Source organism: Oryzophilus luti, assembly GCF_059726245.1.
Genome location: NZ_AP040874.1, coordinates 1,062,074 through 1,075,837, shown reverse-complemented (window position 1 = coordinate 1,075,837; position 13,764 = coordinate 1,062,074). Strand labels below are relative to the sequence as shown.

The following is a 13,764-nucleotide window of genomic DNA, read 5'->3' as shown; positions in this document are numbered from 1 at the left end:
GCCGCGAAGCAATTCAAAACTATTTGCGCCCTTCGCTCGTGCGCAGCATCTGAATTCACGGCGACCGCTACCGATCCGGAGCGGACACCCGCCGCACGAGCGCAAGGGCCGCAAGCAGGCCTACGAAGCGAGTACCCAGATGGGATTTGACTTCAGCAGTGAGCAACGCCGCGAGCTTGGCTACAAGCTCATCGACCGCATTGACCGTTACTTTTCTTCCCTTCCCGACCATCCGGTCCAGCAGCCTCTCGAAACCCGACGCATTGCCGAATTGAGAGACGCGATACCCGAGCTTCCGCAGGACGCCGCGCAGGTGCTCGACACGCTTTGCACGGAGATGGAGCAGAAGGGATTCCACGTTCCCAGCGCCAACTATTTCGGACTGATGAATCCAACGCCGACCTACATGGCAGTGCTGGCCGAAGCGCTGGTCTCTGCGATGAACCCGCAACTGGCTTCGCTGGCGCGCTCACAGTTCGCCAGCAGCATTGAGGCAGAGACCATTCGCTGGATCGCCTCGCGGGTTGGCTGGGCCAAGCATCCGGCTGTCGCTGATGCAGCGCACCCGGCCTGTGATGGCACCTTCACCAGCGGCGGCAACGAAGCAAACTTTACCGCGCTGGCGTTGGCACTCTCCGCCCGCTATCCCGACGTGGTCGACGACGGCGTGGCCTCGATTGGCGCGCGGCCCGTGCTCTATGCCTCCGCCGAGTCGCACCACTCGCTTGATAAATCCGTAGGCCTGCTCGGACTGGGGCGCAAGGCTCTGCGCCGCATCGCCCTCAACGGCCGCCTGCAGATGGACCCCGCGCGTCTCACGCAGCGCATTGAGGAAGATCTTGCCGCTGGCTTCCAGCCCCTGTGCATCGTCGCCACGGCTGGCACCACCAATTCCGGCGCCATTGATGACCTGCGCGCGCTCGCGGCTGTTGCACGGCAATACGGCCTGTGGCTGCACGTAGATGGCGCATATGGTGCCGCTGCGGTCTTCTCCGACAAGCACCGGCAACTTGTCGACGGCATTGAACTGGCTGACTCCATCACCATTGATCCGCACAAGTGGCTGGCCATGCCCTTTGCCGCCGGAGTGCTGCTGACGCGCCACATCGAACTCCTACAGCACGTCTTCGGCGTGACCACGCCGTACATGCCCAAGGTGAAAAACACGAACATCATCGACAACTTCAAGATTGGCGCGCAGTGGTCGCGGCGCATGAATTCTCTGAAGTTCTGGCTGACGCTGCGCGTGCATGGGCGGCTGGCCTACGAAGAGATGATCGACCATCAGCTAACGCTTGCGGACACGATCGCCGCGTGGATCAGCGCCTCCGAACACTTTGAGATGGCCGCGCCCCACCGCCTGCCGATCCTCAACTTCCGCGTAAAGGGACAGTTCACCGAGCGAGAGCGAGAGGCCGCGCATCTGGCGATTCTTGAGGCCGCTACGCGCAGTGGCCGCGTATGGTTCTCGCATACGCATGTGCGCGGAGAGAGCGTGCTGCGCCTGATGGTCATCAGCTACCTGAGCCGCGAAGAGAATGTCGCAACGCTTACCGGCGAGTTGGAGTGCGCCGCGCGCCAGGTGCTGCACCCTTCCGCCGCTCGATAACCGCCGAGGTTCGCTCACACCTTTCCCTTTGCCTGCAACGGATACCAGCGTATCCTTCTCAGGCAAAGAAAGGGGCAATCCTCCATGGCTACTACTTCTTCTCTGGGCTCGCGCGTTGCGCCCGACATGGTAACCACGGCCTTTGAAATCGACGGCTACGAAATTGTGCGCACGCTCGGCGTGGTACGAGGCATTATCGTGCGTTCACGCTCCATCTTCGGAACCATTGGAGCAGGCTTGCAGACGCTGCTCGGCGGCAACATCACGCTGCTGACCAACCTCTGCGAGAAGACGCGCTCGGATGCCTTCGAGCTGATGACCGCACACGCCGCGCAAGTTGGCGCCAATGCTGTGATTGGCGCGCGTTATGATGCAACGGAACTCATGCAGGGCGTCACCGAGGTTCTGGCCTACGGCACGGCGGTCGTCGTCCGCAAACTCAATTAGGCGTAAATAACAGGGGCGGCCGCAGCCGCCCCGTTTCCTTTCCACTTCCCTTTTCATCAGAACGAATAGAGCAAGGAAAGCGTGCCGGTGTTCACGCGGAATTCGCGCGGGGCAACGAGCGTGCCCGCCGGGGCCTTGTCGTGATAGAGGTAGTTGTTGAAGATTCCGCGGAAGCTGACCTGACGCGTAAACGCATACTCCACGCCCGCCATCGGCCGCTGCCAGATCGTGTTCAGCGACCCAAGCGGCACACGCGGATTCGGGCCCAGCGCGTAGCCGGCCACGGTACCAGTCGTGCTTGTGATCACGTTCAGCCCCGTCGAGTCCACAGGCACCAGCAGCGGCGCGCCGTTATCCGGACGAGTCCACAGGTCATAGCCTTGGCCCGAGCTGATGTCGTAACCGCCCATCAACAGCAACTGGCGGATCGGCCTCCACTGCAACTTCACATACGCGGTGTTGGTGATCTGGCGATACTTGAGGACCACAGGCATCACCGACGTCTGCGTGACGCCGCTGTACACACATCCCGCATAGCCGTAGGGATTCGATGAGGTGATGGTCCCCGCATCCGGAACCACGCCAGCCGTCAGCGGCATGCAGTTACCGGACTTGGAGTAGATGTCGTTGTACGTCCAGCCAAGATCAAGGCTGGTGCCATGCACCGGCTGTGCCGTATAGCTGAGGCTGTAGTAGCGGGTGTAGTCCTTGTGCTTGGGCGAGGTCACCCCCGACGGAAACACGCTGACGCCATCGATACTGGCGACCGTGTCATTCTGTCTGTCGGTCAGGTTTACGCTCGCCGCCAGGGTGCCGTACTTCTCCAGCGAATAGGTGGTGCGCAGCTTGAACTTGTGCACTTCCTTCGGCGTCGTGGCAACAAAGTTGTTCGACGCATAGGTCATGTCGTAGTTCATGTTCACACGCCAGTCTTTCGATGGGCGCAGTTCAGTGCCCAACAGCAGGGTGTGCTCGTGCAGCGACTTGCTGTCCTTGGTATCCGGCGTGGTCACCGCAACCGAGGTGCCTGCCGTGCGCGAGGAACTGTTGTCCGCGAACGTGGTCGAGGTCGTTGTGTCCATGCTCTCGGCCTCTAGCTTGCGGTTGCCATACTTGTACCCGAGGTGCACGGCCACGCGATGGGTCGGCTCCCAACTCACCGCAGTCTTCTCTTCCATCTCGCTCTCGCCCAGGAAGCGATACGAACCGACGGCACGCAGATCCGCAGTGGTGCTGGTTCCCGCGTACGCGGCCCCGCTCGCTACCAACGTACCGCAGGTACCGCTGCCATCAGGGCTGCCAATACCAGCGTTTACGTAATCGGTCGGCGTGCTGACGATGCCGTTGGCGAAGCACGTCGTGGTGTTCATCAGTGCTTCCGCCGGAATACGCCAGCGCAGGAAACGAAATTCCTGCGTGACGCTCCAAGCCTCATCAATGTGATACGTAGCGCCCAACTCGGCGTTCGCCGTCTTCTGATGGATCGTGGCAGGGCCGCTCAACTGCGATGCCTTCACCTGCGTAGGCAGGTAGTACGGCACGGCCGTGTCGTTGTTATTGCGCATGCGGTTGATCGCGTCCGTATAGGCCGCCGAAGCCGAAATGTCGAGCTTCTCCCAGTAGTTGGAAGTAAACGACAGCTCCGTGGTCGGAATGTTCGTCGTCGTCGGCTGGCGACTGGTGTAGGAGCTGAGCAAAGCGCCGTTCGAACTTGTGCAATTAGCGATCTGCAGCACACCGCCGGACAGGATTGAATTGCACGGATAGTTGTACTTCGGGTCGTAGGCAAGCCCAGGATTCAGCACGCCTGTGCCAAGAACAGCCGTGCCGCCGCTGGCGGCGGTGTTCACCGAATACAAACTCACATACGACGATGCCCACGTGTAATCCTGCCGATTGTGCACGTAGGCCTGGTCCAGGCGCAGGAAGGTACGCGGCGCTACTCGCCAGTCGACGCCAGCGCGGTACTCATCCTGGCGCGACTCTCCCTCTCGCGTGATCGGGTGATCGCCGTACTGGTGCAGCGTCGAATCCGCTTCGCCCGAGGTGCTGGTGCCCGTGTAACCAAGGCGCAGCGAGAACGTGTGCTGCGGAGCCAGAGTCAGGTCAAAGCCTCCCATATTGCGGCGAAGATACTGTGCGTGTAAAGAGCGGTTCCACACGAACGTTCCGCCCGTTGTATTGAAGGGCTGATCCATCGTGTTGTAGTCCCACCAGAATTTGCTGGTGCGGAAATCCGCCTTCAGGTCATACCAGCGGTTCTTGCTCATGCGCAGCCGCGAGCCCGCCGCCGGGTCGCCGCCGTAGCCGAAGCTGTTCAGGTACAGCTCGTCAATCAGAGCGTTGGAGTTGTGCTTGAGCGAGCGCATGTAGAGGCTCTGGTCCAGCACGCGCAACCCGTCGTGGAGGTTCACCAGCGTGTTGTAGGTGGAGCCGTTGCCGCTCGCGTCCGTGACGCGGCCTCCAACCTCCACCGTCTGCTGCAATTTGTAATTGCCGAAGACCTGGCCGTTCTGTTCAATCTGCGCCACGGCGCAGCCCGCCAGAACCGTCATCGATGCCATGCACCAGAGGGCAGCCTGCAGGAGGCCTTGGCGCGTAGTGTGTTTGCAGTTCTTCATCACCAATCCTCCTCTCTACTTCATGAACGTCGAGCTGGCGTTGGAGCCATGAATCTGAACATGGCACAGCGTGCAGCTTTGGCGGTAAGTGTTCTGCGGGTGCGGCCCCGACGGAAGGTTGTTGTGGCACTCCAGGCAAACGGCGTTCACGTTGGAGCGCGTCAACTGGTGTGCATTGGCGCTGCCGTGCGGCGTGTGGCAGGTGGAGCAGCCTTCGGAGCGCACCGGCTCGTGCTCGTAGACAAACGGCCCGCGCTTGTCGCTGTGGCACTGGTAGCAGACGCGATCCTTGTTGCGCGCACTGCGCAGCTGCTTTTCGCTGGAACCGTGTACGTTGTGGCAATCCGAGCAGCGCACCAGGCCCTCTTCCACGCGATGATGGAACGGCTTGTTGAAGTCAGCCCTCACTTCCTGGTGGCAGGTGTAGCAAACGTACGGCTCCTGCGCGGCGAGCAACGGCTCGGCCTTTGCGCGGTGAACTTTATGGCAATCCGTGCAGGCCACGCCGGCGTGCGAGTGCATGCTCCGCGCATAGCTCGTCAGGCCTGGGCGGTCCTTGTGGCAGTTCAGGCAGATGGCGGAAATGTCTTCCGCCCTCACTCCGCCGAGGCGGGAGATCTTCGAGCGGTCGCCACCGCCATCGATGTGCGCCGAACCGGCACCGTGGCAGTGCTCGCAGCCTTCGGCACCCACCGTGCCTGCACCGCCGCTGAAGATGCGGTAGTGCGGCGTGCTCTGCATCATGCGCGCCTGGTCTTCGTGGCAGATCTTGCACTGGTCCGAGCCAACGTACTTGGCGCCCGCCACTCCCACGGCACCCTGCTGTGGAGACGCGGCTTTGTCCTTCTCCGACGCCAAGGCCGTTCCAGCGGCCGCTACGATCAGTAAGATTGCGAGTGCCCAGGCGCTACACTGCCTCGGGCTTGCTTGGAATTTCATCCTGACTCCTGATGCGACTCTTCTTCACTTCGCGGACGCTCTCTGTGTCACTGCGGCGTCCGTCGACCCAATGGTCCCAGTCTGTGCTTTATGGCCTGCTACCGCAGACCGCTCACCTGCTGGGCCCGGAATTCCTTCTGCACCATCGACAACGAAATTTCAGTGCCATGCTGCTTCTGGATAAGCGCGGCAACCACCTGCGCCGCGTCATTCAGTCCCTGCTTTTCAAAACAGTGAACCAGCAGCGACATGGAGAACACGTCCTTCAGGTCCTCCTGCAACTCGGCGGTTGCGTCCTCATATTTCTTCTGCGAGACCAGCAGGGCGCCACGGCCACCATGCATCGCGGCGTCCACATTCAGGTCCTTGGAATTGGAGCCGATGGAATCAAGCTCAGCCTGCGCCTTTGCGGCAACGTCCATCTTCCCCGCGGCGGAAGCTACGCGCACCTTGTAGGCCAACGTACGGGCGATGACTTCTTCCTTGTCTGCGGACGGCAGTGTCTTGCTGGCTCGCGCAGCGGCGATTGCCTGATCAAAGTGCTGCACGGCGCTGTCAGCATCCTTGCTGATCAGCCCCAGTGTGATGAAGCTTTCCACTTCCATGGAGATGCGCTTCATCTGCTTCATCTTCTCGTTGAACGCCTTGAGCTGCGTTGTGGCCTCCGCCAGATTGTCCTCGCGGATGTAGGTGTAGATGGCCATCTTCTGGCAGGTAAGGCGCGTGCTCAAGGAAGGCGACGTGCTGCACTTCGCATACTCAGTGCGAGCGGCATTCTGGTCGCCTTTGAGCGCGTAGGTGTCCGCAATGCCCAGCTGCGCGGAGTCAAACGACGGCAGAATCTTCAGCGCATTGCGGTAGTGCGCAAGAGCTTCGTCGTAGCGGCCGGCCATGCGCAGCACTTCTGCATGCACGTCTTCGGCGTTAGGCTGGTTCGGCAGCATCTCCGCATAACGCGTGCTGGCCTTCACGGCCCGCTCATAAAGCTGCAGATGCGCATACGAAAAAGCCAGCTCGGCTTGCGCGGGCGCAAACTTCGGGTCCGCCTTCAGCGCCATCTCCTGCAGAGAGGCATCGCGCGAATACTGGTGCAGCTGGAAGCCGTACCACGATCCGATGGTCCACAGGATGCGCGGCTGCTCCGGATTCTTGGTCACCAGGTCATTGGCCACGGAGATCGAATACATCATGTCGGTCTCCGAGCGGCTGATGATCCAGCGGATCAGCAGATCGTCGGCATTCACCTGCGGCTTGTTCTCAATCAGCAGGCGGGCCTTCTCGCGCGCGGCACGAGCGCCCTGCGTATCCGGATCAACCACCGACAGCATCGCCCATGCCAGGGCAAGGTCCGGATCGAGCTTCACGGCCTCGCGCCATTTCTGCATGGCCTCATAGCTGCGGCGGTCCTGCTGCAGGCGCAGTCCTTCGGTGTAAAGACGGACGGCCTGAGGCGAACGGGGGGCACTGCCGTTCTGCGCGAACACACCTGTTACCAGCGCGCACAGCAGCAAAAAGATGAGAGACAGTTTTCGCATGACGGAAGCGAGAGTAGCAGATTACTTCGGTCAGGTGAACAATTCTTCCTTGTCTGATACGTTACTTCTGTGCTTAACTCCGTTGTGAGAAGTTTTGGCGGCCTATACATGAAGTCACTGCTCAAGATTTGTGCAGTTTTCATTTTGATGATTGCCGCGTCCGCTACGCTCTACGCGAAGGACGTCGCCGTCGTGGTTTCGAAAAATTCGAAACTCGGCTCGCTCCAGTCGGCGACTCTCTCCAAAGCGTTCAAGACCCTTCCCGCAAAGATCGGCGAAATGGACGTGGTCCTGGTTGTGAAGTCGGCGAATGCCGCCGAAGCCCGTGTTTTCGCCAGCAAAGTGCTGGGGCAGAGCGCGGAGTTCCTGAACGAAGCGCACGCCAAACGTTCCGTGATCGTGGTCGGCAGTGACGCCGAAGTGCTGCGCATCGTGGCCTCCACGCCGAACGCTCTCGGCATCGTGGACGTCTACTCGATCAGCAGCTCAGTCTCGGTTGCCAAAATCGACGGCAAGCTCCCTCTCGAACCTGGCTATCTGCTCCACTACAACTAACCAATTGGCAGGCGCATGAAGCTCTCCGCCGCCTGCCCGCCGTCTCTTTCTGCAAGCGTTTCTCCCTTAACTCTGCGTTGAACCGGGTTACGTCAGTAACCACATTTGGCGCGCTTTCTCGTCCATTCACTCTCGATCAACGCCAGGAATCCACACTCGGACGCCCGCTGCCATACACTGCGCTTCCCTCTCCACGGAACGAATGCCCACAAATGGCAACTTACTCTCCTACTCACTCCAGATTTCATGACTCAAGTTAGTTACTAGTCATAGGAATAAGAAACGCGAGTTGGAAGCAGAGGCTTCGCTCAGCGCGACGCATCGCGAGCAGCACGCCAGCTCATTCTCGCGACCGGATTCCCTGCCAAATGCGAAGCCCCGCGCGTCTGCACGGGGCTTCGTCATTCATGGCATAAGCAGGCCGCGCCTGCCTAGATGTCGTAGTACATGTGGAACTCGTATGGGTGCGGACGCAGACGCAATGCGTCCACTTCCTTCTCACGTTTGTACTCAATGTAGGTGGAGAGCAAGTCTTCGGTGAAGACGTCCCCTTTGAGCAGGAACTGGTGGTCGGCGTCGAGCGCGTCCAGCGCACCCTCCAGCGAGCCGGGCATCGACGGCACCTTGCGCAATTCCTCCGGCGCCAGGTCGTAGATGTCCTTGTCGAGCGGCTGGCCGGGATCAATTTTGTTCTCGATGCCGTCCAAGCCCGCCATCAGCATGGCCGCGAAGGCCAGGTACGGGTTGCAGCTCGGGTCCGGCGGACGGAACTCTACACGCTTGGCCTTGGGCGAGGCCGAATACATCGGGATACGGCACGCAGCCGAGCGGTTGCGCCGCGAGTACGCCAGGTTCACCGGCGCTTCAAAACCCGGCACAAGGCGCTTGTAGCTGTTCGTGGTGGGTGCAATCAGCGCCGAGAGCGCTGGCCCGTGCTTGATCAGTCCGCCGATGTACCAGAGCGCCATCTGCGACAGCCCCGCATAGAGGTCGCCTGCAAACAGAGGCTTGCCATCCTTCCACAAAGACTGATGGCAGTGCATGCCGCTGCCATTGTCCTGGAAGAGCGGCTTGGGCATGAAGGTCACGGTCTTGCCGTACTGGTTCGCGGTGTTCTTGACGATGTATTTGTAAAGCATCATCGCGTCCGCCGAGCGCACCAGCGAGTTGTATTTGAGATCGATTTCGGTCTGTCCGCCGGTGGCCACTTCGTGATGGTGGCACTCCACCTCCAGCCCGCACGCCTGCATGGTCATCACCATCTCGCTGCGCAGGTCCTGGTAGTGGTCGGTGGGCGGCACCGGGAAGTAGCCTTCCTTGTAGCGCGGGCGGTAGCCGAGGTTCTCTTCCTTGCGGCCGGAGTTCCAGCGCCCTTCCTCGGCGTCGATGAAGTAGAAGCCGTGGTTCGGCGTCTGGTCAAAGCGGATGTTGTCGAAGATGAAGAACTCGGCCTCGGCGCCGAAGTACGCGGTGTCCGCCAACCCGGTGGAGTTCAGGTACAGCTCGGCCTTCTTGGCGATGTAGCGCGGATCGCGGTCATAGCGCTGCTTGGTGACCGGGTCAATCACCTCGGCGGTGATAATCATGGTCGGAATTTCCGCGAACGGGTCCATCGCGTAGGTGGCCGGGTCGGGGATGAGGAGCATGTCGCTCTCGTGGATGGCGGCCCAGCCGCGAATCGAGGAGCCGTCCATGCCGAACCCGTCGGTGAAGGAATCTTCGCTCAACTGGCTGATGGGGTAGGACACGTGGTGCTGAAGGCCGGGAAGGTCCGTGAAGCGGACATCGACCATCTGCACGCCGTTCTGCTTGGCGAACTCCAGAACTGCCTTGGGATCGCCCTTGCCATTGGTGCTCATAGCTGCTCCTGTTGCCGCGTGGGCTGAATGCGAATTGCCGTGTGGCTCGACTGACGAAGATAGACCATTGTGCACCAATCCGCGAGTGGAAAAGCGATTTTCACGCGCTCTTTGTGGGGGTACACTGAACATTCCGTGAACAAGTAGGTGCGCTGGGCAGCACAGAGGCACGGCGCGTGGTATGGTGTTCTCCTAGCCGTCATTCCGTGTCCGGGTTGAAGCGATGGATTTCGATCAGTTGGAGACATTTCTCGAAGTTGCCCGTCACCTGAGCTTCTCGCGCGCGGCTGAACGCAGGTTCCGCACGCAGCCGGCGATTTCCGCCCAGATTCGAGCACTGGAAGAAGAAGTGGGCGTGCGCCTGCTGGATCGCACCGGCGGCAAGGTGAGCGTCACGGCTCCGGGCAAAGTCTTTGTCGCCTACTGCGAGGAAACGCTGGATGCGCGCCGCCAGGTGCTGAACAGCATGCAGGAGATGGAGCGCGTGCCCCGCGGTGAAATTGTGGTGGCCGCCAACGAAGGTACCTGCCTGCACGTACTGCCCGAAGTGTTCGCAGAATTCAAGAAGGCCTACCCCGAGGTCGCCATCACCGTGCAGAGGTCGGAATCGCGCGAGGTGCTGGAAGCGATCAACGACAACACGGCCGACTTCGGCGTGGTGGCCCTGCCGGTGAATGACAAGCGCCTCTCCACGGTCCTCATCCATCGCGACGAGCTGGCGCTGATTGTGGCGCCCAACCATCCGCTCACCAAGCTCGACAAGGTGCGCATGACCGACATCGTGAAATATCCCGTGCTGCTCCCCAAGCTGGGCCGCACGCGCGATTCGATCAACAAACTATTCGAGGACGAAAACCTGCGCCCGAATGTCTCGATGGAGTTGGACTCCAGCGAACTGCTGAAAGCTTTCGTCAGCGCTGACGTCGGCGTCGGCTTCATTGCCAGCAGCAATGCGGAAAGCGACGTAAAACTGGGTATGATCGTGCGTCTGCATCCAGTGGGCGTCAACGTCCGTCGCGATCTCGCGCTGGTCTTCCGCAAGGATAAGGCACTCAGCCGGGCCGCGCTCACCTTCATCGACATCACAGTCAAGCTCAAGACGCCGAAGGCCGCTGCTTCCCAATCCTGAGCCAGCCCCGCCCGGTCGAAAAGTTTTACCCAAAACCGGATTGCGTCGAGGGTGATTTTCATTTACTTTTTCTATTGCCGCCAAAATTCAGATTGGTGCGTTTTTCTCTGTCTGGAGGACTGAAAAGAATTGGCCAAAGACATGGTCCCCAAGCGCATCTTCCTCACCAAAGGGGTGGGGAGGCACAAGGAGCGCCTGACATCGTTTGAGCTGGCGTTGCGGGACGCCGGCATCGCCGCCCACAACCTGGTGCGGGTTTCGTCCATCTTCCCGCCCAACTGCAAGCTCATTCCCCGAGCCGAGGGCCACAAATTTCTAGCCCCCGGTGAAGTTGTCTTCGCCGTCGTGGCGGAAAACTCCACCCGCGAGCCGCATCGCCTGATCGCTTCCAGCATCGGCGTGGCATTGCCGGCGGACCGCACCACCTACGGCTACCTCAGCGAACACCACAGCTTCGGCGAGGTTGAAAAAGTCGCCGGCGATTATGCTGAGGAACTTGCAGCCGAAATGCTCGCAACCACGCTTGACGTGGAATTTGACCCCGACAAGAGCTGGGACGAAAAGAAAGAAGTCTATCGGCTCTCGAACAAGATCGTGCGCACCGCGAACATCACGCAGAGCGCCGTAGGCGACAAGAAGGGCCTGTGGACGACCACCATCGCCGCAGCCATCTTCATTTTCGAATAGTCGCTGGGCACCCCTGAAGTTCACAAAGCCCCGGAGCCTTCCGGGGCTTTTGCTATGCGCGTGCGCAGTTCTCAGAAGCGATGCGGTCAGTCCGCCAGGCTCTCTGCCGGAGCCTGCAAGCGCTGGGGTTCGAAGTAACGCTTCAGAGCGAGCCAGTGCTTCTCATACAGGTGATAGCTGAGCAGTGCCAGCACGACCGTGATCCCTGTGCCAATCGCGAACCGTACGATTCCCAGCGGCAACGCCACCGGACCTGCATGAAGATGCCAACGGGAAAGCTTCTCGTTCAGAACAATCGAGACTGGCATATGGAAAATGTACAGTCCGTAGCTGTATTTGCCGAAGAAGCGCAGCCATGCAATATCAAGCTTTTGGGAAGCGGCCGGAAGATGAACGGCACAGCCCACAGCGGTCGCGAACAGCATCGACAGCGGTGTGATGGCGAAGGCCACGATCATGAGATCCGAGTTCGCTAGATGGGATCGCCAGGCAACGATGGCTACCAGCGCGGCGGCTGCCAGAATTGCCAGGGGCTTCCAAAAACGAACGAAGTATTCACGCGGCAGAAGCGCCAGCAACGCCCCTAGCGCCAGCGAATCAAGCCGGGCCGGGGTAAAGACATAGGCCGTCGTGGCGGTCATCCCGGCACGTAGCAGCGGGCAGAAAACCATCAGAAACAGGCAAACGCGAATCAGCCACTTGCGGTCCAGCAGGAACACCAACAGTGGCCAGACCAAGTAGAACTGCTCTTCAATGGCCAGCGACCAGATGTGTGTGATCGGACGCAGCCCCTGCCAATCATTCGTGAAGCTCACAAGCAGGTTCGAGCAATAGGTCCAGAGCCACACCTGATTCTGTTGGAGCACGTTGAGCTTCTGCAATTGCGGCAGGTGCAGCGCGGGAAGCAATACAAGGAAGATGCAGAGGAACCCGTAATACAAGGGGAAGATTCGGACCGTCCGCCGTCCGTAGAAATTCAGAAAGAAGCGGGAAGTTCCCTTGGTGTCCCAAAGAATGCTGGTGATGAGATAGCCGGAGAGCACAAAGAACAGCTCCACCCCCGTCCACCCAACCTCCGCGAAGTTACTGGCGATGGTGTCGATCAGCGTCCCTTGGCTGTTCCCTACAAAATGGTGAACCATAACCAGAAGAACAGCGATTCCCCGCAATGAATCAAGGGACGGAACATGACGCATGACGATCCTTTGGGCCTCCGAGGTTGAGTTCTTCCCTTGGAGTGGAAAATTAAAAGAGGGCTGCCCATGAATGACAGCCCTCTTTTCCAAGCGTAACCGTATTACTTTGCGGGATTCTTATTCAGGCGCTCGAGCACCGCGCCAGCCACCAGCGGCAGGCCCACGGTGGCGTCCAGCAGCAGCTCGCCGTACTTGCCGCCTTCCTCCGGCGGAACGAACTTGCCCCAGGAGACGCCTTCCGAGTACGGGCAGCCGCTCAGGCCGCCCCACTGCACAGGCTCCGGACAGATGCGCAGGCCGTAGTGGTAGCGCTTCAGCGGCAGTTCCTCCCCGCCGCGACGGTGGCGAAGTTCGATGTACGGGCCGAACTGCTGCGCCCAGTTGCGCGGCACGCCGCCGCCCAGAGTGAAGATGCCCAGGCGCTCCTGCGGCAGCAGGGTCTCGGTGAAGTGCTCCAGGTCGAGGAATGGGTTGAACTGCAGAAGCTGGCGGCCCTGCTTGGCGCGCTTGCGGTTGTGCAGTGCCACGTCCAGACCGAGTTCGCTGTCCGTGAAGGCGGGCACGAATACCGGCACGTTCTTCTCGTAGGCCGAACGCAGGATACCCCGTCCGTCAATGTGCTCGCTCAGGTATTTGCCGATGCGCTGGTTGATCTTGTAGGAGCAGACAATCTCGGTGGCGTCCCACTGCTCAAGGATCTCGGCCACGATGCCCTCGACGAAGTTCAGGTTCGTCTCCGGCTCCAGCGTGTCATACACGCGGTTGTAGCCCGCCTCGTACAGTTCCACGTCATCCAGCTTCTCGTCCCACACAAAGTGAGACTTGCCTGCGGCCTCCACCAGTCCGTGCGCCATCAGCGCGCCGGTGGAGACGATGGCCTTGACGATGCCTCGGTCGACCAGCTCGGTCACAATCAGGCCCTGCTTGGCCACCGTCATGGCGCCGGAGAGCGTCATCACGACGAAGCAATCCTTATCGCGGGCCATCGCTTCCAGCACGTCGGCGGCAATGCCAACCTGGCGGCCAGTAAAGGCCGTGCGGCCCATGGCGCGCACCAGGTCGTCAATGGTGATGACCTTGCTCAGGTCAAGGGGTTCAAGCGCAACGAGCTTGTCGGAAATCGGATCGTGCAGCTCGCGTTCGATGCCGGAGCCGTCAGCGTTACCGTGGCAGTTGTTCACAATTCA

At 60.4% G+C, this 13,764-nt stretch carries 11 protein-coding genes; 5 read left to right on the top strand and 6 right to left on the bottom strand.

What is annotated here, in order from left to right; translation table 11 throughout:
• The first annotated feature begins 139 nt into the window (after positions 1 to 139).
• Together AC6IZO_RS04650 and AC6IZO_RS04645 are read left to right on the top strand one after the other, a co-directional pair.
• On the top strand, positions 140 to 1,609 hold the full coding sequence (locus AC6IZO_RS04650; protein ID WP_497808463.1) for a pyridoxal phosphate-dependent decarboxylase family protein: 1,470 nt from the start codon (positions 140 to 142) through the stop codon (positions 1,607 to 1,609).
• 84 nt (positions 1,610 to 1,693) lie between these two features.
• Positions 1,694 to 2,056, top strand: coding sequence for a YbjQ family protein (locus AC6IZO_RS04645; RefSeq protein WP_497808461.1), 363 nt, complete (start codon positions 1,694 to 1,696; stop codon positions 2,054 to 2,056).
• Between the two features lie 56 nt (positions 2,057 to 2,112).
• Here the strand turns inward: AC6IZO_RS04645 and AC6IZO_RS04640 are convergent, their stop codons facing one another.
• The 3 genes from AC6IZO_RS04640 to AC6IZO_RS04630 all read right to left on the bottom strand — a co-directional run bounded on the left by AC6IZO_RS04640 (position 2,113) and on the right by AC6IZO_RS04630 (position 7,151).
• On the bottom strand, positions 2,113 to 4,677 hold the full coding sequence (locus tag AC6IZO_RS04640; protein ID WP_497808459.1) for a hypothetical protein: 2,565 nt from the start codon (positions 4,675 to 4,677) through the stop codon (positions 2,113 to 2,115).
• A 15-nt stretch (positions 4,678 to 4,692) separates the two neighbouring features.
• Positions 4,693 to 5,535, bottom strand: coding sequence for a DmsE family decaheme c-type cytochrome (locus AC6IZO_RS04635; protein WP_497808457.1), 843 nt, complete (start codon positions 5,533 to 5,535; stop codon positions 4,693 to 4,695).
• Between the two features lie 179 nt (positions 5,536 to 5,714).
• Positions 5,715 to 7,151, bottom strand: coding sequence for a tetratricopeptide repeat protein (locus AC6IZO_RS04630; protein ID WP_497808455.1), 1,437 nt, complete (start codon positions 7,149 to 7,151; stop codon positions 5,715 to 5,717).
• 147 nt (positions 7,152 to 7,298) lie between these two features.
• On the opposite strand from AC6IZO_RS04630, the gene AC6IZO_RS04625 reads away from it, so the two are divergent.
• On the top strand, positions 7,299 to 7,706 hold the full coding sequence (locus tag AC6IZO_RS04625) for a hypothetical protein (RefSeq protein WP_497808453.1): 408 nt from the start codon (positions 7,299 to 7,301) through the stop codon (positions 7,704 to 7,706).
• A gap of 431 nt (positions 7,707 to 8,137) precedes the next feature.
• On the opposite strand, the gene glnA is transcribed toward AC6IZO_RS04625, so the two are convergent.
• Positions 8,138 to 9,565: a type I glutamate--ammonia ligase gene (gene glnA / locus AC6IZO_RS04620; protein ID WP_497808451.1), complete on the bottom strand. Its 1,428-nt coding sequence runs from the start codon at positions 9,563 to 9,565 to the stop codon at positions 8,138 to 8,140.
• A gap of 223 nt (positions 9,566 to 9,788) precedes the next feature.
• Here glnA and AC6IZO_RS04615 point away from each other — a divergent pair, with 223 nt between their 5' ends.
• Both AC6IZO_RS04615 and AC6IZO_RS04610 read left to right on the top strand, forming a co-directional pair.
• On the top strand, positions 9,789 to 10,694 hold the full coding sequence (locus AC6IZO_RS04615) for a LysR family transcriptional regulator (protein ID WP_497808449.1): 906 nt from the start codon (positions 9,789 to 9,791) through the stop codon (positions 10,692 to 10,694).
• A 129-nt stretch (positions 10,695 to 10,823) separates the two neighbouring features.
• Complete coding sequence (locus AC6IZO_RS04610) at positions 10,824 to 11,381, top strand: pyruvoyl-dependent arginine decarboxylase (RefSeq protein WP_497808447.1); 558 nt, start codon at positions 10,824 to 10,826, stop codon at positions 11,379 to 11,381.
• A gap of 86 nt (positions 11,382 to 11,467) precedes the next feature.
• Here the strand turns inward: AC6IZO_RS04610 and AC6IZO_RS04605 are convergent, their stop codons facing one another.
• Both AC6IZO_RS04605 and AC6IZO_RS04600 read right to left on the bottom strand, forming a co-directional pair.
• A complete protein-coding gene (locus tag AC6IZO_RS04605) occupies positions 11,468 to 12,577 on the bottom strand; it encodes an acyltransferase family protein (protein ID WP_497808445.1) in 1,110 nt (369 codons plus the stop codon).
• Between the two features lie 101 nt (positions 12,578 to 12,678).
• Complete coding sequence (locus AC6IZO_RS04600; RefSeq protein WP_497808443.1) at positions 12,679 to 13,758, bottom strand: deoxyhypusine synthase family protein; 1,080 nt, start codon at positions 13,756 to 13,758, stop codon at positions 12,679 to 12,681.
• Between the last annotated feature and the right edge of the window lie 6 nt (positions 13,759 to 13,764).

What these genes read in the sequence shown, in the direction of transcription:
- AC6IZO_RS04625 (WP_497808453.1), top strand. Translation starts at nt 7,299, where the DNA reads ATGATTGCCGCGTCCGCTACGCTCTACGCGAAGGACGTCGCCGTCGTG.
- AC6IZO_RS04605 (WP_497808445.1), bottom strand. Translation starts at nt 12,577, where the DNA reads ATGCGTCATGTTCCGTCCCTTGATTCATTGCGGGGAATCGCTGTTCTT.
- AC6IZO_RS04640 (WP_497808459.1), bottom strand. Translation starts at nt 4,677, where the DNA reads ATGAAGAACTGCAAACACACTACGCGCCAAGGCCTCCTGCAGGCTGCC.
- AC6IZO_RS04615 (WP_497808449.1), top strand. Translation starts at nt 9,789, where the DNA reads ATGGATTTCGATCAGTTGGAGACATTTCTCGAAGTTGCCCGTCACCTG.
- AC6IZO_RS04650 (WP_497808463.1), top strand. Translation starts at nt 140, where the DNA reads ATGGGATTTGACTTCAGCAGTGAGCAACGCCGCGAGCTTGGCTACAAG.
- glnA (WP_497808451.1), bottom strand. Translation starts at nt 9,565, where the DNA reads ATGAGCACCAATGGCAAGGGCGATCCCAAGGCAGTTCTGGAGTTCGCC.
- AC6IZO_RS04630 (WP_497808455.1), bottom strand. Translation starts at nt 7,151, where the DNA reads ATGCGAAAACTGTCTCTCATCTTTTTGCTGCTGTGCGCGCTGGTAACA.
- AC6IZO_RS04645 (WP_497808461.1), top strand. Translation starts at nt 1,694, where the DNA reads ATGGCTACTACTTCTTCTCTGGGCTCGCGCGTTGCGCCCGACATGGTA.